The 26581-nt window shown below is 46.2% G+C and carries 25 protein-coding genes and 1 other RNA gene; 4 read left to right on the top strand and 22 right to left on the bottom strand.

Annotated elements, in window-relative coordinates:
• Window positions 1–22: 22 nt before the first annotated feature.
• From ftsA to rsmI, 14 genes are all read right to left on the bottom strand, one after another.
• Window positions 23–1285, bottom strand: coding sequence for a cell division protein FtsA (gene ftsA / locus RXX31_RS14490; RefSeq protein WP_317590235.1), 1263 nt, complete (start codon window positions 1283–1285; stop codon window positions 23–25).
• Complete coding sequence (locus tag RXX31_RS14495) at window positions 1278–2060, bottom strand: cell division protein FtsQ/DivIB (protein ID WP_317590236.1); 783 nt, start codon at window positions 2058–2060, stop codon at window positions 1278–1280. Before RXX31_RS14495 ends, ftsA begins: the two co-directional genes overlap by 8 nt.
• A 191-nt stretch (window positions 2061–2251) precedes the next feature.
• Window positions 2252–3709, bottom strand: a complete 1458-nt coding sequence (murC, locus tag RXX31_RS14500) for a UDP-N-acetylmuramate--L-alanine ligase (protein WP_317590237.1) — start codon at window positions 3707–3709, stop codon at window positions 2252–2254.
• Window positions 3710–3732: 23 nt separating this feature from the next.
• Window positions 3733–4800: an undecaprenyldiphospho-muramoylpentapeptide beta-N-acetylglucosaminyltransferase gene (gene murG, locus RXX31_RS14505; RefSeq protein ID WP_317590239.1), complete on the bottom strand. Its 1068-nt coding sequence runs from the start codon at window positions 4798–4800 to the stop codon at window positions 3733–3735.
• Window positions 4787–5983, bottom strand: a complete 1197-nt coding sequence (gene ftsW, locus RXX31_RS14510; protein WP_317590241.1) for a cell division protein FtsW — start codon at window positions 5981–5983, stop codon at window positions 4787–4789. The genes murG and ftsW overlap by 14 nt, the downstream gene beginning before the upstream one ends.
• A 21-nt stretch (window positions 5984–6004) precedes the next feature.
• Window positions 6005–7318: a UDP-N-acetylmuramoyl-L-alanine--D-glutamate ligase gene (murD, locus tag RXX31_RS14515; RefSeq protein ID WP_317590242.1), complete on the bottom strand. Its 1314-nt coding sequence runs from the start codon at window positions 7316–7318 to the stop codon at window positions 6005–6007.
• A gap of 38 nt (window positions 7319–7356) precedes the next feature.
• On the bottom strand, window positions 7357–8439 hold the full coding sequence (gene mraY / locus RXX31_RS14520) for a phospho-N-acetylmuramoyl-pentapeptide-transferase (RefSeq protein WP_317590244.1): 1083 nt from the start codon (window positions 8437–8439) through the stop codon (window positions 7357–7359).
• On the bottom strand, window positions 8439–9803 hold the full coding sequence (locus RXX31_RS14525; protein ID WP_317590245.1) for a UDP-N-acetylmuramoyl-tripeptide--D-alanyl-D-alanine ligase: 1365 nt from the start codon (window positions 9801–9803) through the stop codon (window positions 8439–8441). The genes mraY and RXX31_RS14525 overlap by 1 nt, the downstream gene beginning before the upstream one ends.
• Window positions 9800–11281, bottom strand: a complete 1482-nt coding sequence (gene murE, locus RXX31_RS14530) for a UDP-N-acetylmuramoyl-L-alanyl-D-glutamate--2,6-diaminopimelate ligase (RefSeq protein WP_317590246.1) — start codon at window positions 11279–11281, stop codon at window positions 9800–9802. Before murE ends, RXX31_RS14525 begins: the two co-directional genes overlap by 4 nt.
• 61 nt (window positions 11282–11342) lie before the next feature.
• Window positions 11343–13136 (bottom strand): penicillin-binding transpeptidase domain-containing protein, encoded by a 1794-nt coding sequence (locus RXX31_RS14535; RefSeq protein ID WP_317590247.1) that lies wholly within the window; start codon window positions 13134–13136, stop codon window positions 11343–11345.
• The gene (ftsL, locus tag RXX31_RS14540; protein WP_317590249.1) at window positions 13133–13450 is read right to left on the bottom strand and encodes a cell division protein FtsL; all 318 of its coding nucleotides are present in this window, start codon (window positions 13448–13450) and stop codon (window positions 13133–13135) included. The genes RXX31_RS14535 and ftsL overlap by 4 nt, the downstream gene beginning before the upstream one ends.
• Before the next feature lie 5 nt (window positions 13451–13455).
• Entirely contained in the window at window positions 13456–14406 is a 951-nt protein-coding gene (rsmH, locus tag RXX31_RS14545; RefSeq protein WP_317590250.1) for a 16S rRNA (cytosine(1402)-N(4))-methyltransferase RsmH, read from the bottom strand.
• Between the two features lie 230 nt (window positions 14407–14636).
• Window positions 14637–15066, bottom strand: an RNA gene (gene rnpB, locus RXX31_RS14550) — RNase P RNA component class A.
• Window positions 15067–15265: 199 nt separating this feature from the next.
• A complete protein-coding gene (rsmI, locus tag RXX31_RS14555; RefSeq protein ID WP_317590251.1) occupies window positions 15266–16129 on the bottom strand; it encodes a 16S rRNA (cytidine(1402)-2'-O)-methyltransferase in 864 nt (287 codons plus the stop codon).
• Window positions 16130–16197: 68 nt separating this feature from the next.
• On the opposite strand from rsmI, the gene RXX31_RS14560 reads away from it, so the two are divergent.
• From RXX31_RS14560 to RXX31_RS14575, 4 genes are read left to right on the top strand one after another with little or no spacing between them, the layout of a single operon-like run.
• On the top strand, window positions 16198–18012 hold the full coding sequence (locus tag RXX31_RS14560) for a penicillin-binding protein activator (protein WP_317590252.1): 1815 nt from the start codon (window positions 16198–16200) through the stop codon (window positions 18010–18012).
• Window positions 17996–18364: a YraN family protein gene (locus tag RXX31_RS14565; RefSeq protein ID WP_317590253.1), complete on the top strand. Its 369-nt coding sequence runs from the start codon at window positions 17996–17998 to the stop codon at window positions 18362–18364. The genes RXX31_RS14560 and RXX31_RS14565 overlap by 17 nt, the downstream gene beginning before the upstream one ends.
• Window positions 18365–18367: 3 nt before the next feature.
• Window positions 18368–18958, top strand: a complete 591-nt coding sequence (locus RXX31_RS14570) for a phosphoheptose isomerase (protein WP_014230789.1) — start codon at window positions 18368–18370, stop codon at window positions 18956–18958.
• 21 nt (window positions 18959–18979) lie between these two features.
• Window positions 18980–19666 carry a BON domain-containing protein gene (locus RXX31_RS14575; RefSeq protein WP_317590254.1) on the top strand — a complete coding sequence of 229 codons (687 nt, stop codon included), beginning with the start codon at window positions 18980–18982 and terminating at the stop codon, window positions 19664–19666.
• A 242-nt stretch (window positions 19667–19908) separates the two neighbouring features.
• On the opposite strand, the gene sspB is transcribed toward RXX31_RS14575, so the two are convergent.
• The 8 genes from sspB to zapE all read right to left on the bottom strand — a co-directional run bounded on the left by sspB (window position 19909) and on the right by zapE (window position 26474).
• The gene (gene sspB / locus RXX31_RS14580) at window positions 19909–20394 is read right to left on the bottom strand and encodes a ClpXP protease specificity-enhancing factor (protein WP_317590255.1); all 486 of its coding nucleotides are present in this window, start codon (window positions 20392–20394) and stop codon (window positions 19909–19911) included.
• A gap of 22 nt (window positions 20395–20416) precedes the next feature.
• Complete coding sequence (gene sspA, locus RXX31_RS14585) at window positions 20417–21052, bottom strand: stringent starvation protein SspA (RefSeq protein ID WP_014230786.1); 636 nt, start codon at window positions 21050–21052, stop codon at window positions 20417–20419.
• Window positions 21053–21149: 97 nt separating this feature from the next.
• Window positions 21150–21887 (bottom strand): cytochrome c1, encoded by a 738-nt coding sequence (locus RXX31_RS14590; protein ID WP_317590256.1) that lies wholly within the window; start codon window positions 21885–21887, stop codon window positions 21150–21152.
• Window positions 21884–23149, bottom strand: a complete 1266-nt coding sequence (locus RXX31_RS14595; RefSeq protein WP_317590257.1) for a cytochrome bc complex cytochrome b subunit — start codon at window positions 23147–23149, stop codon at window positions 21884–21886. Before RXX31_RS14595 ends, RXX31_RS14590 begins: the two co-directional genes overlap by 4 nt.
• On the bottom strand, window positions 23149–23739 hold the full coding sequence (gene petA, locus RXX31_RS14600) for a ubiquinol-cytochrome c reductase iron-sulfur subunit (RefSeq protein ID WP_237317342.1): 591 nt from the start codon (window positions 23737–23739) through the stop codon (window positions 23149–23151). Before petA ends, RXX31_RS14595 begins: the two co-directional genes overlap by 1 nt.
• A 544-nt stretch (window positions 23740–24283) precedes the next feature.
• On the bottom strand, window positions 24284–24676 hold the full coding sequence (gene rpsI / locus RXX31_RS14605) for a 30S ribosomal protein S9 (RefSeq protein ID WP_005372876.1): 393 nt from the start codon (window positions 24674–24676) through the stop codon (window positions 24284–24286).
• Window positions 24677–24691: 15 nt separating this feature from the next.
• Complete coding sequence (rplM, locus tag RXX31_RS14610; protein ID WP_317590258.1) at window positions 24692–25120, bottom strand: 50S ribosomal protein L13; 429 nt, start codon at window positions 25118–25120, stop codon at window positions 24692–24694.
• Between the two features lie 250 nt (window positions 25121–25370).
• The gene (zapE, locus tag RXX31_RS14615) at window positions 25371–26474 is read right to left on the bottom strand and encodes a cell division protein ZapE (protein WP_317590259.1); all 1104 of its coding nucleotides are present in this window, start codon (window positions 26472–26474) and stop codon (window positions 25371–25373) included.
• Window positions 26475–26581: the final 107 nt, after the last annotated feature.

The following is a 26581-nucleotide window of genomic DNA, read 5'->3' on the forward strand; positions in this document are numbered from 1 at the left end:
TCCGTTTATCCTGCAACTCAGGTTAAAACTCTTTTTGTATCCAATTACGCAATTTATCGAAAAAGCCAGTAACAGATGAGCGTTTAGGTTCATTGTAATCGCTATCGTCGCTGGACTGCATGTCTCTTGCGTAATGAAGTAATCCAACTGCCGTAGAATGGTACGGCTCTTTTACATAGTCAGTTAAGCCGCTGACTTCGAGCGGTTTGCCGACCCTTACTTGATTGCGGAATACGCGTTCCGCACATTCTATCACCCCGTCCATTTGCGCAGCGCCGCCAGTCAGTACTACACCGGCTGCCAAGTGGTGCTTAATGCCCTCTGCGCGCAATTTCGCCTGAACGGTATCGATAGTTTGGTTAACCAGCCCCATAAGCTCAGAGTAGCGTGGCTCTATCACTTCTGACAATGTTTGACGTTGCAGACTACGTGAAGGTCGCCCACCTACGCTTGGAACGTTAACCGTGTCATCCTTACTGACCAGTTCACTTAAAGCACAGCCATATTTTACTTTTATTTCTTCAGCATCGCTTACTGGCGTACCAAATGCAAAAGCAATATCGCTTGTTACCGCATTTCCCGCGTACGAAAATACTTCTGTGTGACGTAGCGCACCACCTGTCCAGATTGCAACATCCATCGTGCCGGCGCCAATATCGACCACACAAACCCCAAGCTCTCTTTCATCCTCGGTAATTACTGCATTACTTGCAGCAAGCCCAGAAAATACAAGTTGCTCTACCTTAAGGCCACAACGTTCTACTGCCTTAATGATATTGCGCGCCATGTCATTATGGCAGGTGATAAGATGGACACTCACTTCCATTCTTACCCCAGAGAGACCAAGTGGGTTTTTAATCCCTTCCTGGTAATCGATAGTGAACTCTTGTGGAATCACATGCAGGATTCGCTGCTCATCACCGATTTTAATTGATTTTGCAGTATGAATCGCTCTGTCCATATCTTCCTGAGAAACTTCCTCATCAGATATCGTACCCATACCTTTTTCGATTCGGCTTGCGATATGCTTACCAGACAACGAAATGAATACTCGGCTGATTTGGCACTCGGCCATTAACTCAGCTTGATCAATTGCGCGTTGTACTGATTTTACAACCGACTCCAAGTCATTCACGCCACCTTTGTCCATGCCGCGCGAAGGGCTACTACCTGCACCAATTATATTAATTTGGCCATCGGGTAATACCTCGCCCACTAGAGCTGATACGGTTGCAGTGCCTATATCAAGACCAACAATAATGTTGTCGTCTGCGGCCTTAGTCATCTGTACTCTCTTCTAACTCTTGTTCAGGAAACCAACCGACTGCAGCTCCTGTATCGTACCTGAGATCGATATAACTGATTCTTTGCGTGTCACTACCAAGTTTGTTATAGAGAGAGAAAAAACGCTCTATACGCTCAAGGAGAGACTCTTTACCGAGCTCTAATCGAATACCATTTTCAAGGATGATTTGCCAAGCTCGTCGCTCGTTTAACACCAGAGACGATATCGCTAAACCTAATTGCTGAAATTTAGGACTCAATTCACGGTAGGTTTGTAAAACCTCAGGTCCGCTATCTTTGGGTCCATACAGCTTAACTTTATCTTCCTTGACCAGACCAACATCCCCATCGAATACCAAACCGTTTTTATCCAACAGCTCGTTGCCATTCCAGATGGCTTCAGGATGATGTTCTGTCAAAAATACTTTTACTGTATCTGGCCATTGCTTTCGAATCGCTGCATGAGCGACCCATGGCAAGGCTTCAACACTCTGCTGTAATACATCGATGTCTTGTGACATAAACGTACCGATGTGATCTATTCTGCTGAATGCAGTTTGAACATCATCAGCTTTGATATACTCCAATTCACCTTGGAGCACTATTTTGGATAGAGGAAGTCTTTGGTCATCCCACATCCAACTGATCGCCGAGTACAAAACAGAACTAATTAAAGTCAAAACTACGACGAAAAATAGCGCACCTAAGATTTTCTTTTGGCGACCACGATTATTTTCCGTGTTTCGTCGCTCTTCATTTAGTGCAATATTCAACAACGTCTTCGTTTCCTGACCTTTGTCGCGTGCCTTCGTTCATGTTAATACACACTAACAAAGGCAATGACTTTAACCTTGAGATTATACTGAGCTCTAATAAACTATCAAACACTGATAGCAATAAATCACAACGTTATTGGCGCAAAATCGAGATCTATGTCTTTCTCTGAAAGCTTGCACCGCGTTATAACTTAGCTCATCATTTTATTAACATTTAACTCAAGAGCCGCAAGCTGTTTAGCAACTTTACCAACATCTCCGGCACCTTGCGTTAAAATTAGGTCTCCGTCTTGTATAACGTTAGCCAAAACTGACGGTAATTGCTCGATTTCTGGAACAAAAATTGGATCTAGCTTACCTCGACTGCGAATTGTGCGACATAATGCGCGTCCATCAGCACCTGCAATTGGCTTTTCGCCCGCAGAATAGACATCCAACATAATCAGCACATCGACCTGTTCCAGTACATTGGCAAAATCATCATATAAATCACGGGTTCGGCTGTAGCGGTGCGGTTGGAAAATCATTACCAAGCGCTTGTCTTGCCAGCCGCTGCGCGCTGCATTGATCGTTACGCCGACTTCCGTTGGGTGGTGGCCATAATCATCCACCAGCATCGCATGGCCATTACCGGTATCAAATTCACCAAGGTGATCAAAGCGACGTCCAGTGCCTTGCGTTCCAGCCATTGCTTTCAGAATTGCTTCATCTTCAACGTCATCTTCTGTTGCAACCGCAATCGCCGCTGATGCGTTCAGTGCGTTGTGGCGACCCGGAATATTTAGTGTGATATCAAGATCCGCGCTGCCTTTACGAACCACAGTAAATTTACCTTGCTGGCCTTCCTGGCGGTAATTTTCTATGCGTACATCGGCATCCTCAGAAAAACCGTAAGTAATCACCTGGCGGCTGATACGTGGAATTAACTCACGAACGACAGAATCATCAATACAGACAATCGCTTGACCATAGAATGGCAGGTTGTGCAGAAAGTCGATAAAGGTTTGCTTCAAGGTTTCAAAGTCACCGCCATAGGTGTCCATATGATCGGCTTCGATGTTGGTTACAATACTCACCATCGGCTGAAGGTGTAGGAATGACGCATCGCTTTCGTCCGCTTCAGCAATAAGAATCCGACTAGAACCAAGACGTGCATTAGTCCCTGCGCTTTTCACCAAGCCACCATTGACGAACGTTGGATCAAGCCCCGCTTCTGAGTAAATCTGAGTCACAAGTGCTGTCGTGGTTGTCTTACCATGAGTACCTGCCACAGCAATACCATGACGGAAGCGCATCAACTCTGCGAGCATCTCAGCGCGACGCACAATTGGAATACGCAGCTCACGCGCTGCCATCACTTCTGGGTTTTCTTCGTTAATCGCGGTTGAAACGACAACTACACTGGCTTTTTCAACATTGCTTGCTTGGTGACCGATAAATACGGTCGCGCCTTTTGAGACTAAACGCTCTGTCACAGGATTCTCTGATAAATCAGAACCTGTGATTTGGTATCCTTCGTTCAACAGTACTTCAGCAATGCCGCTCATCCCCGCCCCACCAATACCAATAAAGTGGATAGATTTTACGCGACGCATCTCTGGAACCATGGCGCGAATCTGAGCTAAGTCTTGTGTATGTTCAATAGTCATCTGTTTCTATTCTCGATAATTCATTAACGCTTTTCAGTCAAAGCGACGATGGCTTGTGCGACCGTTTTGTCAGCATCCAATTTAGCTGCACCTCGTGCATGTTGGGCCATCTCAAGTAAAACTTTGCGATCTAACTGTTGTATTTGCTGAGTCAGTGACTCGACCGTTAACTCTGGTTGTTCAATCATTTTCGCTGCACCGCATTCGACTAAATGATCCGCATTCAGAGCCTGTTGACGATCTTTATGCATAAACGGGATAAAAATAGCGGCCACTCCAGCGGCAGAGACTTCAGATACCGTCAATGCGCCAGAGCGACACACTAGCAGGTCTGCCCATGCATACGCTTCAGCCACATCGTCAATAAACTCGGTTACTTCGGCATTCACCACCTTATGTTCCTGATAGGCGGCTTGCACCTCTTGTGCAGACCCCTTACCCGCTTGATGACGAATACAGTAGTCTTCACCTAAGTTAGCCATAACCTCAGGTAAAGTTTGGTTAAGAATGCGAGCGCCTTGGCTTCCTCCCATCACCAGAATCCTAATTGGTCCTTGGCGGTTTTGCATACGCACGGATGGATCGGACAGTTGAGTGACATCTTCACGCACAGGGTTGCCGACAACCTCAGCCTTGGGGAAGGCTCCTGGAAAAGCCTGAAATACTTTTTTAGCGATTTTAGACAACCATTGGTTGGTGAGCCCAGCGACTGCATTTTGCTCATGCAGCACTACCGGAATACCACTTAACCAAGCCGCGATACCACCAGGGCCACTCACATAACCACCCATGCCCAGAACCGCATCCGGTTGCCAGCGTTTCATGTGAGTACGCGCTTGCATAATGGCATTGATGATTTGGAATGGCGCCGCCAGAAGACGCTTCACGCCCTGACCTCGTAAGCCTTTCACTTTGATGAAGTCGATTTCAATGCCATGTTTTGGCACTAAGTCTGCTTCCATTCGATCCGCCGTACCTAACCAGCGAATCTCCCAACCTTGCTCTTGCAATTGCTTAGCCACCGCAAGACCTGGAAATACGTGACCGCCAGTACCACCAGCCATCACCATCAAACGTTTAGTTTTCTTCATTAGTTTGTTGTTCTGATTGTTGTTGCTCGCGTTTCAAGCGGCATTCGTGATCAATGCGCAGCAATATGGATACTGCGACGGACATAATAATCAGACTGGAACCACCATAACTGATCAGAGGAAGCGTCAGACCTTTAGTCGGTACGATACCAGCAGCAGCACCAACGTTTACCAACGTCTGGAACGCAAACCAAATACCGATACCAAATGCCAGATAGCCACCAAAAATTTCATCATCTTCAAAGGCGCGCTTACCAATATAAACAGCTTTCAGTACCAGACTAAATATCAGCATCAGTACCAGTACGACCCCCACAAAGCCCAACTCTTCGGCCAATACGGCAAACACAAAGTCGGTATGCGCCTCTGGTAAGTATTCAAGTTTTTGAATGGAGTTACCTAACCCTTGCCCAAACCATTCACCACGACCGAACGCCATCAAAGATTGAGTCAGCTGATAACCACTGCCGAATGGGTCTTCCCAAGGGTCAAGAAATGAGGTTACTCGTCGCATACGGTAAGGCTCGACCAGGATCAAACCGACGACAGCACCAATACCAGCGACCATGAGTGCGAGAAACTGGGTCAACTTAGCGCCTGCGATAAACAGCATACCAAACAAGGTCACTAACATTACGACAACCGTTCCCAAGTCAGGCTGTCCCAGCAATAGTACGGCAAAAAATGCAAAGACCATGATGGGTTTCATAAAACCACCAAAGAAGGTTTGTCGTACTTCATCTTGCTTTCGAACTAAGTAACCAGACATAAAAATAAACAGCGATAGCTTTGCGACCTCGGCAGGCTGCAGGTTAAACAGCCCCAGAGGGATCCATCGAGATGCACCATTGACCGACTTACCCGCAAGCAACACGACGATAAGCAGAGCAAAAGAGAGCCAAAGCAAATAGTGGCTCCGCTTGAACCACTCTTCTAAAGGAACTTGGAGAATCACCGCTGACGTGATCAACGCCAGTACAAGGAAAGTGGCGTGACGGAACATAAAGTGGAAAGGTTGATCGGTCAGTCGTGAGCTGATCGGAAACGAAGCCGACGTTACCATGATCAACCCAGTCAGCATCAACCCCAACGCAATCCATACCAACTGGCGATCAAACAACGCTTGTGGTGAAGGCTGCCTGAGCCAATGACTGATGTTATGTTTAACGTTACCTAAACCCACGAAACGAGTGACCTTCAATTATTATGCGTATTTTTTAGCAAGGTCAGCGAATGCATCACCTCTTGCCATAAAGTTGTCGAATTGATCAAAACTAGCACATGCAGGAGACAGCATCACCATATCACCCGGTTTTAACTGCGAAGATATTTGCTGAATCACATCTTCCATCGTATTGAAACGAATCGCTGATGGATGTAATGATAAGAACTCATCGCCATCCGCGCCAAAACAACACAGCTGTAAATTGAGTGTCGCGAAGATCGGTTCTAATGGAGTGAAATCCGCGCCTTTACCAACGCCACCAACCAGTAGATACAACTTACCAGCCAGCTCCAGCCCCGATAGTGCCGCCATAGTGCTCGCAATATTGGTTGCCTTGGAATCATTGACCCATTTAACACCTTGATTATCTTCAACAACCTGGCAACGGTGTGTCAGTCCGGTGTAAGTTTTAAGTGTATTCAATGTGTTGAGATAATCGATACCTGCCGATTTAAGTAGTGCCAATACTACTAGAACATTGGACAGATTATGCTTGCCGACCAGCTTAAGTTCGTCGCTGGCAATGACGCGCTGGCCATGGTCAAGTAACCAGGTTCTCTCGCCATCGGCTTCTAACCCAAATGCCTGCGCGCTATCACCAAAAGTAACCACTGGTATGTCGTGATCAGGGACGGTTTCCTGATCATCTCGATTTACAATCGCAAGCTCAGCATGATTAAAAATACGCAATTTTGCTGATCGGTAGTCGGCCATGCTTTGATAGCGATCCATATGATCTTCAGAAAGATTCAGAAACGCTGCCGCTTTTAACTTAAGGCTAGACGTGGTTTCTAACTGGAAACTAGACAGCTCCAGCACATATAAATCAGCCTCTTGTTCGAGTAGATCGAGTGCAGGAACGCCAATATTGCCGCCAACACCAACATTCAAACCCGCCGCTTTTGCCATTACTCCGGTTAAATCCGTGACCGTACTCTTACCATTAGAACCGGTAATCGCAACCACAGGCTTAGTGGCTGCCCAGGCAAACAGTTCAATATCACCGACTACGGGGATTCCCTGGCCTAGCACCGACTGAATTTCAGGCGTCGCCAGCGCGATACCAGGGTTGGTCACAACCAAATCGGCCTGTGCAAGCCACTCGTTATTCCAGCCGCCGCTATGCAGTTCAACTCCTTCTGGCAGGCGCTCAGCCCCCGGAGGATTAGCACGAGTATCAATGACTTTCACCACCAGTTGTGGCTGATTTTTTCTTAGGTGTTTAACGACAGAGAGCCCGGTAATACCGAGCCCTACGACGACAACATTATGTATGTTTTGCCAACGTTCCATATTTGTTCACACTGTAACTCTTGTCTGAAAAGGCGCGATTAACGCACCTTCAATGTTGCTAGACCAATCAGAACAAGAACAATAGAAATAATCCAGAAGCGCACGATAACGCGAGGCTCTGGCCAACCTTTAAGTTCATAGTGGTGATGGATAGGTGCCATGCGGAATATCCGCTGACCACGTAGTTTGTAAGAACCCACCTGAAGAATAACCGACAGGGTTTCCATCACAAATACACCACCCATGATAACCAGTACAAATTCCTGACGAACCAATACTGCGATAGTGCCTAGCGCACCGCCCAAAGCAAGCGAGCCTACATCGCCCATGAATACTTGCGCTGGATAAGTGTTGAACCACAAAAAGCCAAGACCAGCACCAACAATCGCCGTACACACCACCACAAGCTCAGATGCATGAGGAAGGTAAGGAATATGCAGGTATTCAGAGAAGTTAACGTTACCCGTCGCCCAGGAAATAACAGCAAAGCCTGCGGCCACCAGAACCGTCGGCATAATCGCCAGGCCATCCAGACCATCTGTCAGGTTTACCGCGTTACTCGTTCCGACAATCACAAAATAAGTGAAGATAATGTACAACATCCCCATTTGAGGCATGACATCTTTAAAGAATGGCACCACAAGTTGAGTGGCTGCAGTATCTTTACCGTAAGCATACAGAGCGAACGCCACCACAAATGCAATTAGCGACTGCCAGAAATACTTCCAGCGCGCGATCAAACCATCGGTATTCTTACGCACCACTTTGCGATAATCGTCGACAAAACCGACTGCACCATAACCAAGTAGCACCGTCAGTACCGCCCAAACATAAGGGTTTGATAAATCAGCCCAAAGCAGAATGGTGATAGAAATCGCAGCCAAAATCATGATACCACCCATGGTCGGCGTACCACGTTTACTGAAGTGAGATTCTGGGCCTTCGTTTCGTACTACCTGACCGATTTGCAGCATTTGCAATCGCTTGATCATGATAGGCCCCATCCAGAGCGACAGACCTAGGGCAGTTAATACACTTAAAATTGCTCGAAAAGACAGATATTCAAACAATCGGAAAAAAGAGAAGTATGGCTGTAGCAGCTCGGCAAGCCAGATAATCATTAAAAATACTCCTTCAAAGCAGCAGCGACTTCAAACATACGAGCACCGTTTGCTCCTTTTACCAACATGGTGTGGTTTTCAGAAACAGTTTGGTCTAGATGCTGCTTGATGTAGTCAATCATATCTTGATGTGTCTCAAAGTGGGTACCGTCGCACAGGTCACTGATTACCTTCGCGTCTGCCCCATACGTGAGAACGTGTTCAAATTTTTGTGGGGCAGCATGTTCCCCGACTTGACGGTGAAGTGCAAGACTTTCCTCGCCCAATTCCGCCATATTGCCTAAAATCAACCAGCGCTGCCCTTTGAAAGCCCCTAATAAATCCACAGCAGCCTTCATCGCCGGGACACTGGCATTATAGCTGTCATCAATCAGTTTGACTGATTGACTCAGTTGCTCAACCTCTACTCGGCCTTTCACTTTATTCAGATGCAACAAGCCAGATTGAATTTCTTCGATCGTCGCGCCCATTTTCATGGCAATGATTGCAGCCGCAATCGCATTCGCAACATTGTGTTGACCAATAATCCCCAGCGATAGTTCAATTTCTTGTCCATCTTCTACGAGGTGTAGAGTGAAGCTGGCTTTACCTTCTTGATCCATTTTTATATCGGACGCATAGAAATCCGCTTGAGTGTTACTTTGCGAAAAAGTGATCACCTTCTTATCAGCAAGAACTGATTGCCATAACGCATCACCCTGACTGTCCAGGTTAACAATTGCGACTCCGCCAACTGATAAGCCCTGGTAGATTTCACCTTTCGCTTGCTTAACGCCTTCAATGGAACCAAAACCTTCAAGGTGAGCGGCAGCAACATTGTTGACCAGTGCGATATCCGGTTTAACTAATTGAGTGGTATAAGCAATTTCACCGATATGGTTGGCGCCCAGCTCTATGACGGCATAGTCATCATCGGCTTGTGAACGTAAGAGCGTTAATGGAACACCGATGTCGTTGTTGAAGTTACCCGCTGTAAACAACACCTGACCTTTCAACTGGAGAATACTCGCCACCATTTCTTTTACGGTGGTTTTACCGCAGCTACCCGTAATCGCAACCGTAGGCGTTTGGCAAGACTGATGAACCCAGGCTGCGATGTCACCCAAAGCAATTTTGCTATCAGCGACCACCAATTGTGGAACCTTCACATCGAGACGTTTTTGTACCAGCAGAGCACCAGCTCCAGAGTCAACCGCCTGCTGACAGAAGTCATGCGCATCAAATCGTTCACCCACTAATGCGACAAACAATGAGCCACTTTCTATAGTTCTGGTGTCGGTTGAAACTGCCGCGATGGTGATGTCTTCACCAACCAGTTCACCATACGTAATTTCAGCAAGTTGAGACAAAGTGACTTTAATCATGATGACAGTCCTAATAGCTTCATAGCAGATTCTCTATCCGAATAATGGATCGTTTCACCATTTCGAATTTGATAGTCTTCGTGGCCTTTACCAGCCAGTAAAATGATGTCTTGCTCTGATGCATTATCGAGGGCAAAAGAGAGAGCCTTGAAGCGGTCATGCTGAACAATCGCCGCGTCCGGCTTCGATAATCCAGCCAGCATATCTTTGACGATAAGTTCTGGACTTTCACTACGCGGGTTATCGTCCGTTAACACAACTTTGTCACCCAAACGTTCTGCAACTTCTGCCATCATTGGACGTTTACCTGGATCACGATCGCCACCACAACCAACGATAGCCCAAAGCTGCCCCTCACAGTGAACACGCAGCGCCTGCAACGCTTTTTCTAATGCATCTGGGGTGTGCGCGTAATCAACCACGACTTTGGCTCGATTATCCGTCTGGAACAGTTCCATTCGGCCTAATACTGGCTGCAATTGATTCGCCGTCGCCAAAAGCGCTTGTTTGTCAAAACCTAAGCTTAGCAAAGTCGCAAACGCTAACATCAAGTTAGCCGCGTTGAACTCCCCAATCAAAGGGGCATATAAGGTGCCGCTGCCAAACATACCGTCAAAATCGATAGTAATACCAGATTCAGCATACGTGACGTTGCTGGCCCATAGTGCGTTTGTAAATTCAGTTGTTGGTGCCAACGAAACTGCAATCGCATTCGAAAGGTCTTTAGCCCAAGCGGCACCGACTTCATCATCAACATTAATGATGGCTTTTTTACACTGGTGCTGGGTAAAGAGGCTAAATTTAGCACTCGCGTAATCTTCCATAGTGCCATGATAGTCGAGGTGATCACGGCTCAGATTGGTGAACACCCCAGCCGAAAATGACAGAGCTTTCACTCGTCCTTGTACTAAGCCATGCGAAGAAACTTCCAGCGCCGTGTACTTCGCGCCCTGCTCAGCTAATGACGCAAGCGTATGTTGAATTTCCACCGCATTGCCGGTGGTGTTCGCAGCTGCTTGCAAATTATCTAAGAAACCATTTCCCGTGGTACCCATTACGGCCGCTTTCGAGCCGATGAGTTCGATCCACTGCGCAATCAGTTGGGTGATGGTGGTCTTGCCATTGGTTCCTGTAACACCAATAAGATCCATTGTTGGATAGCGATAAAGTTGACCTGCCATTTCAGACAGACACTTATCCAAAGCACTTAAGTAAATAACCGGGATATCATCAACCAACTCTATGGTGCCATGCGTTTTGTTCTCACAGGCTTGTGCAATAACTGCATTCGCACCTTGCTGAATTGCCGCCGGAATAAACTTCCTCCCATCCACTACGTGCCCGACAATCGCAACGAAGGTGGTTCCGGGTTGAACTCGTCGACTGTCGAGTTCAAGTTCAGAGACAAGAACGGACGCTAAACTTGGGCAATCAACCCAAGAGGACAGCAAGGCGTCCATACTGATGGCTTTAGTCATATTTGTTCTCCGAGCTTTGGCTCAGGTTTACTCAAGTTATTTGGCAGTAAGCTAACTTTGCTTACTGCTGGAATTTATTTTCATCTGGTGCCACGTTCAGGATCTGTAGCGCACCTTTCATAATTTCAGAAAAAACCGGAGATGCCACCGAACCACCATAGTAATCATCACCCTGAGGTTCATTGACGATCACAACAAGTGCGATTTTCGGATCACTGACAGGAGCGAGGCCTGCGGTGTAAGTAATATACTCATCACTGTATCCCCCCGCAGAAGCTTTACGAGAGGTACCGGTTTTCGCCCCGATTCGATAACCCGGAACAGCCGCACGACGAGCTGAGCCGCCTTGCTGAGTTACCGTTTCTAACATATCGAGCACCTGGCGCGCATGCTCACGGCTAACGACCTGGCGAGACATATTGTTGTCGTTACTTTCGATGATATGTATCGGCTCGTATTTACCAAGGTTTCCGAGCGTGGCATAAGCGTGCGCAAGCTGAATTGGTGTAATAGAGAGACCATAGCCAAAAGAGATGGTGGCTCTTTCAATCGGTGACCAACGCGAACGACTCGGGAAAATACCTGTCACTTCACCCACCAGATTCAAACCAGAAAGCTCACCAAAACCAACCGAGCTATACAAGCCCAGTAGTGCTTCAACCGGCATTTGCATTGCCAGCTTAGTCACACCAACGTTACTGGATTTTTTCAGAATCATCTCCAGGCTGGCTTTACCAACGCGAGAGACATCCTTAACCCGGCTTCCACCTAATCGAAGCACGCCATTCCCGGTATCCACGATGGTATCCTTATCGGCAATGCCATTTTCTAACGAAGCCAGAATAACAAACGGCTTAATGGTCGAGCCAGGCTCCATGGAATCAGTAATCACGCGGTTACGCATTTTGTAACTTTGCCAGTCGCTACGATTATTCGGGTTATACGATGGTGCATTTACCATCGCCAGTACCGCGCCAGTTTTAACATCCAGCATCACAACAGAGCCAGAGGTGGCACGATGGTCCGCCACTGACTGTTTAATGGCACGGTAAGCAATCGCTTGTAAACGCTGATCAATGGTCAATTGCAGAGACTTACCTTCTTGTTTGTCCTGCCAGGCAATATTTTCTACCACTCGACCATAGCGGTCTTTACGGATGGTTTTTTTACCTTCTTGCCCCGTCAACCACTCATCATAACTGCGCTCTACGCCTTCCAAGCCATGGCCGTCAATGCCAGTCACACCTACTAAGTGAGCACTGACCTCACCAGCAGGATAATAACGTCGCGACTCAGATTTCAGTCCGACACCCGGCAGCTTCAACTCCCGGATGTAATTCGCCATTGCAGGGCTAACTTGGCGTTGCAGATAAATGAAACGACGCTTTTCATTACGCTTGATTTTATCGATAAGCCCCTGACGCTCAATGCCAAGAACGTCAGCCAGCGCATGCCAGCTTTGAGTTTGACTCAGCGCATTTTCTTTAAAGATGGTTGCCGGATCGGCCCAAACGGCTTCAACAGGTACACTGACGGCAAGAGGTTCTCCGTTTCGGTCAGAGATAATGCCTCGTGCAGAGGGAATTGACTTAACTCGAACAGAGCGAAGGTCACCTTGTTTGATCAGATTATCGGGTTCGATGATTTGAATGTACGCTACACGTGCAATCAGCAGCGCAAACGCACAGAAAACAAAAAACAGTAACAGATGGAAACGCCAACGAATCAAAAAAGACTCTGCTACCTCAACTTTTGCTGCTTTTTCTTCGACTTGCTTCTCATCGACTGCAGCTTTCGCTTTTGCGGAAACCTTCCGCTTATTTCCTTGTTTGGTACTGGTTTTCTTTCTAATCATTTTAGTGTGATAACCACTTCTTTATCGCCATCAGGTCGTTTCATTTCAAGCTCCTTTTTTGCAAGGTCTTGAACTCGACTATGTTCAGCCAGGGCGTTTTCTTCCAACATCAGGTTGCGCCATTCACTGTCTAGTCGCTCTCGCTCAACCAGAGTTTGATCTTTTTCGGTGATCGCTTGACGTGCATGGTGGGTAGCAAATACCACTCCCATCGCTGATGCCAAAATAAGAAGCAACAACAATAATGGCCAACGACCAACAGTGAGTAAGTCCGTGGCAATCAATTTAGCAAGGTTAGGAGTGGATTTCGTCATAATAATTAAAGCTTTTCAGCAATTCTTAACACTGAACTGCGTGAACGAGGGTTTATGTCAATTTCTTGTGTACTTGGTTTTATCGCTTTGCCAATGGCTTTCATGTTCGCACTGCCCAGCTCTTTGATTTGTGCTTCGGTTAGTGGAATGCCATGTGGGACTTGCGGCCCTTTGCTCTCTTTGCGAATAAAGCGCTTCACCATGCGGTCTTCCAATGAATGGAAGCTGATGACAGACAAACGCCCTTCCGGAGCGAGAATACTTGCCGCCCCTTTTAGCGCGGTATCGATCTCTTCCAGCTCACTGTTGATGTAAATACGGAATGCCTGAAATGCACGTGTCGCGGGGTGTTTCTTCTCTTTAAAGCTTTTTGGCGCTGCTTCTGAGATCAATTTAGCTAATTGACCAGTGCGCACAAGTGGCTCATTTTCTTCGTTTTCACGGTATTCAACAATCGCACGAGCGATACGACGGGCATGTTTGTCTTCACCAAATTCGCGAATGACCCACGTGATGTCATCCAGATCCGCTTCCATTAACCATTGCGATACAGGAATGCCGGACGTTGGATCCATGCGCATGTCCAGCGGGCCATCTTTCATGAAACTGAACCCACGCTCAGCATCATCAAGCTGAGGGGAAGATACGCCCAGGTCAAGCAAAACACCATCCACTTTACCAACCAGATCATAATCTTCGGCATATTCAGCAATACCCGAGAACGGACCATGAATAATGGTGAAACGAGGATCGTCGATCTTACCCGCTTCTGCGATAGCCTGTGGGTCGCGGTCAATACTGTAAAGTCGGCCGTTTTCACCTAGCTTAGATAAAATAGTACGGCTGTGACCGCCTCGGCCAAATGTTCCATCGATATAGATACCGTCAGGTTTGATAGCAAGGCCATCAATGGATTCATTTAATAACACGGAAATATGTTGAAAGGTTTCGGTCATAGCTTTCTCGTTGAATAATCTTGAAGCGATTTTTAGGGCGTGTTGTTCTGTTATGCTGAGTGTATCAGCGGGCGAATAACATTTCCTAGTGTACTGATTTCCCACATCATCGCCACCACAAGTCTAGAGTTAGACGTGATTTAACGCCAAGTTTATTGGTAATGACATAGTCTGAGTCAATAAAATGCAAAAAACCCATCATTACTAAGAAGTAATGATGGGTCTCGAATAGTTGGAGTCGACACATAAGCCGGGTTCTGTTCCGCTTGCGCGGTGGTAGCCATTCGTCTAGGCCAGCAATCACTCACTGGCTCAAGCAACCTACCCGCCTCCTTACGCGAGCAACGCAATGTGGAGGCCTATTTGGTCTTGCTCCGGGTGGAGTTTACCCTGCAACGAGCTATTGCTAGTCGTCCGGTGCGCTCTTACCGCACCCTTTCACCCTTACCTGATCCCTTACGGGCCATCGGCGGTCTTCTCTCTGCTGCACTTGTCGTAGGCTTGCGCCCCCCAGGCGTTACCTGGCACCCTGCTCTATGGAGCCCGGACTTTCCTCCCCTTTGCCAGTCTCCCGAAGGACGTCAACGTCAGTCTCCCAAAGGACTTCAACGTCAGTCTCCCGAAGGACATCAGCAAAGCAGCGACTACCCAGTCAACTCCGAGGGCGGATTGTATAGAGTTCTCCTCTCCGCGTCTAGTGAGATCACAGATATGATGTAAGGAATGCATCAAATGGTGTTTTTTTGCTCGAATGGCAATACCTAATAGCGTTAAGTCAGCGCAAAAACAAAGGGCTGATGAAAACCATCAGCCCTAATCACTTTTATTCGATAAACCCGTTTAGACAAAAAGAGACTTATTAATCCAGATTTTCTAAGCCCCACTTATAAAGCGCATTCTTTTTAAGATTGTGGATTTCCGCCACTAACGCCGCCGCCTTTTTAAGTGGCAGTTCTTTAGTCAAGATTCCTAGCGTACGCAATGCGTCATCAGGCAGAGAGTCATCTGCCGTTTCACGATGGCCATGAACAAGCAACACCATTTCACCGCGCTGTTGGTTATCATCACTTTTCACCCACTCGATCAACGCTCCAAGAGGCATTCCTTGAATAGTTTCAAACGTTTTGGTGAGCTCTCTCGCCAAAACAACTTCTCGTTCAGCGCCAAGAACGTCTAACATATCTTGTAGAGAGTCCAAAATACGGTGCGGAGATTCGTAAAAGATACAAGTGCGCTCTACCGATGCGATTTCTAAAAACTTGTCTTTACGCCCTTTACTTTTTGGCGGTAAAAATCCTTCAAAACTGAAGCGATCAGATGGCAAGCCAGAAGCACTTAATGCCGTGATAACCGCGCACGCTCCAGGAAGAGGCACAACTCTTACGCCCGCTTGACGACATTTTGTCACCAGATGGTATCCTGGATCGCTGATTAAAGGTGTACCCGCGTCAGAAACCAGCGCGATGGACTGGCCTGACAATAGTTTTTCCACCAAAACCTGTGCTTTTTGCTGTTCGTTGTGATCATGCAACGCAAAAGTTTTGGTTTGAATATTGAAGTGAGACAGTAATTTACCCGTATGTCGGGTATCCTCAGCAGCAATGATGTCCACATTCGACAGAACTTCGATAGCACGTTGGGTGATATCTGCTAAATTTCCGATTGGTGTCGGTACGATATAGAGAGTTGGCCCCTCATTCGGCAAATTATTTTTATCTGTCATTTGTTTACCATCACTTCAACGATTAATATAAAGACAATTTTGTACAAAATTATAGAGAACTCACGGCAATGATTAACCATAAGAGACTCAGTGTACCACGCATACTTACTCCTGTTGCACTAGCAATTACACTCGCCGCCTGTTCTTCAGGTCCGAGACAACCTGATGGTGTCGATGTCACACTTGAGCCTACCCGGTCAGTACAGAACTACATGATTCAAGCGGACAGCTCGGAAGGCAGCGTACAAAACGACTGGTTGATCATGGCAGCCAAAGCCGCAATTCAAGCCAACCAATTTGATCAGGCCGATCTACTGATCACGAGACTTTCTCGTCAGCAATTGTCTGAAGTACAGCAGGCAGAGTGGCAACTGGCGCGAGGAACCATACAGCAAAAGCAGGGAAATTACTCACAGTTACTTCAGCTGCTGAATTTTAAGCCTTGGTGGAAACTGCCAAACGACCAGTGGAAGGATTACTACGCGTTACGTGCAGATGCTTACCAGAGCCTAAACCAGCCATTTGAAGCAAACCGTGAGCTGGTCATGCTAGGTCATTACTCTTCATCTCCAGAGCAGCGTGAAATATCCAGTCGTATTTGGATGAACTTTGGCAGCTACTCAGAAGCAGAACTGTCTTCACTACGTACCGAACCAAACGAAGAGGTATTGAGTGGTTGGTTGCAGTTAGCGATTTACTCCAAAGCGATGTCTGGCAACCTCTCTCAGCTAAGAAATACGCTGGATCGTTGGTTAACCGAAAACCCATCGCACCCGGCGGCGGTTTACACGCCTGAAGAAATTCAAAACATATTGTCGCTCAACATCGTTAAGCCAAATAATACCGCGCTACTGCTGCCGCTAACGGGGAAATTTGCACCTCAGGCACAGCTGATCCGTGAAGGCTTCATGTTTGCGATGATGAATGATGAAACTCGTGACGATAGCACAAGCGTCACTGTTATCGATACGCATGCTTACAGCGCCGACCAAATCAAACAGCGCCTAATCAACGAGAATATCGACTTTGTTGTCGGCCCGCTGCAAAAAGAAAATGTTGAGCTGTTACAGACTTCAATCGATGGCTCCGCTGCTGGTCCAACTATTCCAGCCCTAGCCTTAAACATCCCTGAAGAGATCAAACCGGGCAGCAATATCTGTTATCTGGCACTTTCACCAGAGCAAGAAGTGGCACAAGCCGCTAAACACCTGTTCAACCAAGGCTATAATTTCCCGCTAATTCTTGCGCCTAAAGGCAGTTACGGCGAGCGAGTGGTTGAAGCGTTTAACGACGAGTGGAATAAATACAGCTCAAACAAAGTGGCAACCAGCTACTTTGGCGATAAACGACAGCTGCAAAAAGACATCAACGACGTCTTCGGTCTGCAGGAAAGTAAACAGCGAATCGCTCAGATGCAATCGCTGATGAAAATTAAACTGGAGACTCAACCACGCAGCCGTCGCGATGTTGATGCGGTTTACATTGTTGCAAGAAGTTCAGAGCTGACTTTGATTAAACCGTTTATCGAAGTCGCGATTAACCCAGATGCCAAGCCACCAAAAATCTTCTCTAACTCTCGCAGTAATAGCGGTGGTGCGACCTACGATGACTTGACGGGCATCATTTACAGTGACATTCCGCTGCTTATTGATCCAGATCCGACGGTTGCGGCCGAAATGAAAGAGCTATGGGCAGAACAATCCAACATGGAGGTGCGCCTGAAAGCACTCGGCATGGATGCGTACAAGTTGATTGGCGAACTGCCTCAAATGAAGCTTGTTCCTGGGCTATCTGTCCAAGGCCAGACTGGTGTGTTAAGCCTCGACAACAACTGTGTTGTACAACGTGAGCTAAGCTGGGCCGAGCGTGGGGCTCTTCAGTAAACGTCAGATAGGTAATCAATATGAAGCCCTGGCCAAGCAATATCTGCTTCGCCAGGGTTTACGCTTTGTCGAGCAAAATTTTCTGACAAAAGTCGGCGAAATTGATTTAATCTTCCAACAAGGTGAAACTATCGTCTTCGTCGAAGTCAAATATCGTAACAACGATCGTTTTGGCTCGGCAGCGGAAATGGTTACTCACGCCAAAATGCGTAAGCTGATAAAAACCGCCAACATTTGGCTCAGCCGCCAAAAACAGTCCATACATACAATAGATTATCGGTTCGATGTTATCGCCATTCACGACAATGGACGAGATATTAACTGGATACAAAACGCAATATCTGAAGGATAAGCGATGCTAGATAGCATTAAAGACAGCTTTACAGAAAGTATTCAAATTCAAATAGCAGCTGCTGAAGCACTGCCAGATGCTATTACTCATGCCGCTCAAGCCATGGTTTCTAGCTTACTAAACGGCAATAAAATCCTATGCTGTGGAAACGGTGGAAGTGCTGCCAATTCACAACAGTTTGTTTCTTGCCTTTTAAATCGCTTTGAGACAGAGCGTCCAAGCTTACCAGCCATGGCGCTGACCGCTGACAACACAACGCTTACCGCGGTTGCCAACGACTACCATTATCAGGAAATATTCTCTAAGCAAGTCCGAGCGTTTGGTCAACCGGGTGACATTCTTCTTGCCCTGTCGACCAGTGGTAATAGTAAGAATATCATCAAAGCGATGGAAGCAGCGGTAACTCGCGACATGACCATCATTGCACTGACAGGCAAAGACGGCGGCGAAATGGCGGGCCTACTGGGTGAAAATGACGTCGAGATACGAATCCCATCGCATCGTACGGCGCGCATTCATGAAGTCCACATGGTAACCCTACATTGCTTATGTGACTTGATTGACCAAGTACTTTTCCCTGCTCACGAAGAATAACTCAGATTGAGAGTCAGAATTATGTTACGCAGCCTCATCATTTTATTTACTGCGCTTAACCTCAGTGGTTGTGCAGGTTTGTTCATTGCAGGCGCTGCAACGACAGCGAATATCGTCACTGACACCCGTACGACCAAACAGATTTGGCAAGACAACAACATTGAGTTTGAAGTCGCCGCAATTGGTAATAAACAGCCATTCAAAGGTCAGGCTCGTGTTTTTGCCAGCTCATATAATGGTACTGTGGTACTCATGGGACAGGCTCCTACTCAAGCCTTAATTAATGACCTAGAGAACAGAACCCGTGAACTATCAGGTGTGAAAGTCATTCACAACCAGATGAAACAAAAAGCGCCGCTAACGGTTACACAAATCAGTAATGACAGCTGGATAACGACGAAAGTAAAATCCTCACTGCTCACTGATGAGCAGCTAAATGCGGTGAAAGTAAAAGTGATTACGGAAGATAGTGAAGTATTTCTGTTCGGCTATGTCACAGAAGCACAGAGTCAGCGAGCGATAGAAATCGCACGTAACGTCTCCGGGGTAAAACAAGTGATTAATGGGTTCCAGTACGGAGAGACAGAGCCAGTTGAAGTTGATTTACCAAATAGTAGTGCTCAACCGGTACAAAGTGACACACCGGTACAAAGTGACACAAACCAAGATGGTGAAACGAACGTTGAGGTATTCACTATCACTGATTGATAGTGAATACCAATCGTAGTAAATAACTGGTCATTCTAGCTTGTTAAAATGCTCGATAACGGCGTTAACTTTTCGTTTTAAAATAAGTTTGATTGTAGAATAACGACTTATCGAAAAAGTTCTGCCTTGTTCTCAAGCATTTTTCCTACGCTATCTCTGAGCACTGACTTACTGTGATTGGTATTAAAACATCACTTTAAAAATCACGAGAACAAAAAAAAGCAGCGTAATCGCTGCTTTTTTTATTTAATAACTCTTAAGCTTGGTTTGCCTTTCGGGCGAGGTGCTTCACTTTCGTCATCACCTGACTCCGAGTCCTCAGCTTGAGGTACGTCATCACTAACCATAGTAAACGATGGGGACTGCTCTTCTTCCATCGTTTCTTCTTCGATATGAGTATAAGCCTCTTCCGGTTCAAACATAGTGCCTGCACCATTTTCACGGGCGTAAATAGCTTGAACCGCATAAACAGGCACAATTACCGAGTGCGGACGACCGCTAAAACGAGCATGGAAGGTAATCGCATCATTACCCAACTCAAGGTTACCAACGGCACGAGGGGCAATATTCAGGATAATCTGACCATCTTGAATAAACTCAACAGGTACGCGTACACCAGGCATGGTTGCGTCAACAACCAAATGAGGAGTTAAGTCATTGTCTACCAGCCAGTCATAAAACGCACGAAGCATGTAAGGACGGCGGGCAGTCATTTTTGCAATATCCATAATAATGTATCTAAATCGCTGCTTAACGAACCAGACGCATTTCACGTTCAGCTTCAGTCAAAGAAGCAAGGAATGAATCACGTTCAAATACGCGGTTCATGTAAACCTTGATCTCTTTAGAGCCAGGACCAACAAGCTCGATACCAAGTTGAGGTAAACGCCACAACAATGGTGCCAAGTAACAATCGATTAAGCTGAATTCTTCACTCATGAAGTACTCATATTCAGCAAAGATTGGCGCTAGAGTCAGAAGATCGTTACGAAGTTTCGTACGTGCCTTTTCTGATTCTTCTGCGTTACCTTTCATTACTTTTTCAGCGAGTGAATACCAATTGCGTTCGATACGGTACATCATCAAACGGCTGTTACCACGGGCAACAGGGTAAACCGGCATTAGAGGTGGATGAGGGAAACGCTCGTCCAAGTACTCCATGATAATTTTTGAATCGTAAAGCGCGAGCTCGCGATCCACAAGAGTTGGCACTGATTTATATGGGTTTAGCTCGATAAGTTCAGCAGGAAGGTTAGCTTCATCAACAAGCTCAACTTCAACACTTACACCTTTTTCAGCCAGTACAATGCGAACCTGATGGCTATACAAATCTGATGCACTTGAGAAAAGAGTCATCACAGAACGTTTATTGGCAGCTACAGCCATGGAGCCCTCCAGTACACTTACAAATAAAAACAATGGAGGCTAAGCCTCCATTGTACAGTCAATTAAAATTGGGAATTAGCACGGTATTTTAGCACAATTAATGCACATCACGCCAATACTCTTTCTTAAGCAACACTACGATGATAGTCAGGATGACTAAGAAGCCCATCACCCACCAACCAATCGCATGGCGTTCTAGCTGCACAGGGTCACCAGAGTAAACCAGGAAGTTAACCAGATCACCGACCGCTTTATCGTATTCACCAGTACTTAATTCACCAGTACCATCGGTTTCAGTACCAACAACAACCTGTACTTCTTCACCATCAACATGTTTCGTGCCGTAAACCGGAGTTGGAATACCTTGCAGCTCTTCTAGAACATGCGGCATACCCACACTTGGGAATACAATGTTGTTCACACCAAACGGACGAGATGGGTCCACATAGAACGAACGCAAGTAAGTGTATAACCAATCCGCACCACGAACTCGAGCAACCAAAGTCAAATCTGGTGGTGGAGCACCGAACCAGTTTGCCGCTTGCTTAGGTGGCATAGAGTTAACCATCAGATCACCGATTTTCGCCTCTGGGTTGAAAATCAGGTTCTCTTTCATTAAGTCTGTTGGAATTTCCAAATCTGTCGCGACACGCTCATAACGCTGATATTGCGTAGAGTGACAGCCAAAACAGTAGTTCATGAATAGCTTCGCGCCGTTTTGCAGCGAAGCTTTATCCGTCAGGTCCACGTGTGCTTTATCAAGCGGCACGCTGGCCCCCGCTGCCATCGCTAGGGATGGCAACATAGCAAATAGAATTACAATCCACTTCTTCATTTGAATGTTACCCTCTCTGGTAATGGTTTGGTTGCTTCATTTTTACTGTAGAAGAACAGCAGTACAAAGAACATGAAGTAACACAAGCTAAAGATCTGAGATAGTAGTGTGTACGTTGGCGTTGCCGGTAGCGCACCTAAAACACCCAGAGCGATAAAGGCAATCGTAAACTGTACAATATTCAATAGATGAATTTTGCTACGGTAACGGTACGAGCGCACTTTACAGCGATCCAGCCAAGGTAGAACAAACAGCACTGCAATAGACGCACCCATTAGGATTACGCCTAACAGTTTGTCTGGAACCGCACGCAAGATTGCGTAGAACGGAGTGAAGTACCATACAGGAGCAATGTGCTCAGGTGTCTTCAGTGGGTTTGCAGCTTCAAAGTTAGGCGGCTCAAGGAAGTAACCACCCATTTCTGGGTTGAAGAACAACACGTAACAGAAGAAGAACAAGAAACCAGCCACACCAACCAAGTCTTTAACCGTACCGTAAGGGTGGAACGGAATAGAGTCGATAATATCGTATTTCTTCGAGTAGTAATCGTGGAACTTGAATTGTGTTTGGTAATCGTCGCCCATTGTGCCTTTCGGTAGTTTAGTCTCGATACCGTCAGGGTTGTTTGAGCCTACTTCGTGCAGTGCCAATACGTGAAGTACGATAAGCAGAAGCAGTACGATTGGTAGCGCAATAACGTGAAGAGCGAAGAAACGGTTCAACGTTGCACCAGAGATGATGTAGTCACCACGGATCCAAAGTGTTAGATCGTCGCCAATAACAGGAATCGCACCAAATAGAGAAATGATTACCTGAGCACCCCAGTATGACATCTGACCCCATGGCAGTAGGTAACCCATGAAAGCTTCAGCCATAAGCACTAAGAAGATCAACATACCGAAGATCCACAGTAGCTCACGAGGCTTTTGGTAAGAACCGTAGATTAAACCACGGAACATATGCAGGTATACAACAACAAAGAATGCTGATGCACCGGTAGAGTGCATATAACGCAGCAACCAACCGTACTCAACATCACGCATGATGTATTCGATAGACGCAAACGCACCTTCACCAGAAGGAACGTAGTTCATGGTTAGCCAAATACCCGTTAGGATTTGGTTAACAAGAACCAGCATTGCCAGAGAACCGAAAAGGTACCAAAAGTTGAAGTTCTTCGGCATAGGGTATTCAGATAAATGCTTTTTATAAGCATTCATCGCTGGAATACGTTTTTCTACCCAGTCTAACATTGCTTGCATTATGCATCCCCCTCATCAACACCAACTATGAGCTTTGTGTCGCTCAGATACATGTGCTTAGGAATCACAAGGTTCAGCGGCGCAGGAACACCCTGGAACACTCGACCAGCCATATCAAACTTAGAACCGTGACAAGGACAGAAGAAGCCAGATTTAACACCCTGAACTTGCTCTGCGAAAGAGTCCGGTAGATAGGTCGGCGAACAGCCTAAGTGAGTACAGAAACCAACTGCAACGAAGAACTCTGGCTTAATTGAGCGGTACTCATTCTGAGCATAAGCCGGTTGCTGCTCCATTTCAGACTGCGGATCACGGAGCTGATCTCCGATAGTTTTCATGTTATCTAGCACTTGTTGAGTACGGCGTACTATCCATACAGGTTTACCCTGCCACTCAACACGAACCAATTGACCCGGTTCGATTTTACTGATATCCACTTCCACCGGTGCACCAGCAGCTTTTGCTTTAGCACTCGGATTCCATGATTTTATAAAAGGAACGGCGACGGCAGCTGCCCCTAACCCACCTACAACTGCCGTTGTAGCGGTTAGAAAACGCCTGCGACCGTTATTTAAAGGCGCGTTGCTCATCCAAACATTCTCCCATTTGCTCCCTTGGATAGTTATTATTCCGCTTATAAGAGCATGGCTAACACATAATGAATTTCGTTATATTTATTGGGATGAAATGATAAAGAAAACCCTACTTTTTGACAAGATAAAGCTACCTTTTTGTAACATTTGTGAGGCAAATCGCTCGTGTCGTCACAAAAGCAGTAAAATAATAAATGTTTGATGTGATTTGTAACAAGAAAGCGAAAGGAAGAGGCTCAAAATAACGAGGTTTATCCCTTTTATATCGGTTGTTTTCAGTCAATTAAGCCTGCGGAAAAAGAATTAAAACAGGCGGCCTAGTGGCAAAACTTATTAAAACTTTGTAGCACATAAAATTAAGATAAAACTTAATAATGGCTCAAAGAAATGTTGCGTGGATATTAAGGAAGAGCGGAGAGATTAATATCGAATCAGGGGTGTGTTTTTTCAGTCCAATAAAAACAAAAAGCCCGGCATATAGCCGGGCTTTTGGTGCACAGTATCCAGAATAATCTGGAAAGCATAATTTCCGTAAAGGAAATTAACGCTTAGAGAACTGTGGACGACGACGTGCTTTACGTAGACCAACTTTCTTACGTTCAACGCAACGTGCGTCACGAGTAACGTAGCCAGCTGCGCGTAGAGCAGGACGTAGAGACTCATCGTATTCCATAAGCGCACGAGTGATACCGTGACGGATAGCACCAGCTTGACCAGAAATACCGCCGCCTTTTACTGTTACGTAAAGGTCTAGCTTCTCAGTTAGTTCAACTAGCTCTAGAGGTTGTTGTACAACCATACGTGCTGTTGGACGACCGAAGTATTCGTCAAGGTTACGCTTGTTTACTACAATGTTGCCGCTGCCTGGTTTGATGAAAACACGTGCAGCTGAGCTTTTGCGACGGCCAGTGCCGTAGTATTGATTCTCTGCCATTTTCGAAATCCCCAATTAGATGTCTAGTACTTGTGGTTGTTGAGCAACATGGTTGTGCTCAGCGCCCGCGTAAACTTTAAGCTTACGGTACATAGCACGGCCTAGAGGACCACGAGGAAGCATGCCTTTAACTGCAAGCTCAAGAGCCATCTCAGGTTTACGATCGATCAACTTTTCAAAAGTGATAGATTTTAGACCACCTGGGAATTCAGAGTGACGGTAGTACACTTTGTCTTTAGCTTTGTTACCAGTTACAGCAACTTTCTCAGCGTTTACAACGATGATGTAATCACCAGTGTCAACGTGAGGAGTGTATTCAGCTTTGTGTTTGCCACGTAGGCGAGATGCAATTTCACTTGCTAGACGGCCAAGAGTTTTACCTTCAGCGTCTACAACGTACCAGTCGCGTTTTACAGTTTCTGGTTTAGCAACGAAAGTTTTCATGCTAATAATAACCCGTTAATTAAATTTTAAACTTTAAAGGAACACCCTTTGGTGCTCCCACACTGTCTAAGAGCCCAGTCATCACCCCTTCGAGTCGTTGGTACTCTCGACCTTCTTTCTCGAAATAACTTCGATAATCCAGTCTGCAGTAACGGTGGGTCGCAGGATTATAGAGAAGACCGAAGAAAAAATCACCTTTTTTTGCGCCAAATCACTAATTTTTTCTTCAGTTTTTTTGAAACAAGCAGATTTAAGCCAAATGCTCTCTTGCAAGATACTCATGACTCTGCATCTCAGTCAGACGAGATAGGCAGCGCTTAAACTCAAATTCAAGCTGACCTTGAGTGTATAAGCTATCCATTGGTACTTCAGCGGAAATAATCAGCTTTACATGGCGCTCGTAAAATTCATCGACCAGGGCAATAAAGCGTCGTGCAGCGTCGTCTATTTTGCCACTCATCTGCTCAACATCAGCCAGCAAAACCGTGTGATAAATACGCGATAACTCGATGTAATCATTCTGACTTCGGGTGGTTTGGCATAGCTGAGCAAATGAAGCATGCAAAACACCATCGCTGGCTTCAATAACATCGATATTTCGATGGTTAATTTCTATCTGATGCGCCACATGCTGACGCTCCCCCGTCAGTTGCTGGTAATACTTGTTCAGGTTGATCGTTGCCTGCTCATCAAGCGGATGATGATAGATCTCGGCCTGCTCTAGGGTTCGTAAACGATAATCCACCCCACTATCCACATTCAACACATCACAGCGAGCCAGAATCATATCAATAGCCGGTAAGAATCGCGCTCTCTGCAGACCATTCCGATAAAGGTTTTGTGGCTCAATATTTGACGTCGCGACCAAAACCATCTGACGCTTGAACATCTCTTGCAGTAACGTCGCCAGAATCATTGCATCGGTGATATCAGAGACAAAAAATTCATCGAAGCAAACCACGTCAGCTTCTGTTTTGAACTTGTCAGCCACTTTTGATAATGGGTTTTCCACATCGCCAAGCTGCTTTAACTCATCGTGTACCCGGTACATAAAGCGATGAAAATGCACCCGCATCTTTCTGTCTGTCGGCAGTGCATCAAAAAAAGCATCCATCAAATAGGTTTTACCGCGTCCGACGCCTCCCCAAAAGTACAAACCTTTTGGTGGTTCAGGCATTTCAACCTTTTTACCCATGAGTTTTTGCCACTTAGACAGTTGTGGTGTTGGTGCAGACTGAAACTCGACAATAGCATGGTATAAGTTATCCAAAGCAGTGACCGCTTGATGTTGGGCTTCATCACGCTGGAATCCATGTTCTGCTATATCTTTTTGATATTGTTGTAGTGGTGTCATCGCATTAAGTCGTTTTAGAGGTACAAGGAAAGTGTCACCTCGGGGGCAATGTCTGATTAGAGAGAATTAATGTTCAGTCCCCGAAGACATACTGCTATTTTTCTTTA

Origin of the sequence: Vibrio sp. EA2 (assembly GCF_033042495.1) — a bacterium.
GTDB lineage: Bacteria > Pseudomonadota > Gammaproteobacteria > Enterobacterales > Vibrionaceae > Vibrio.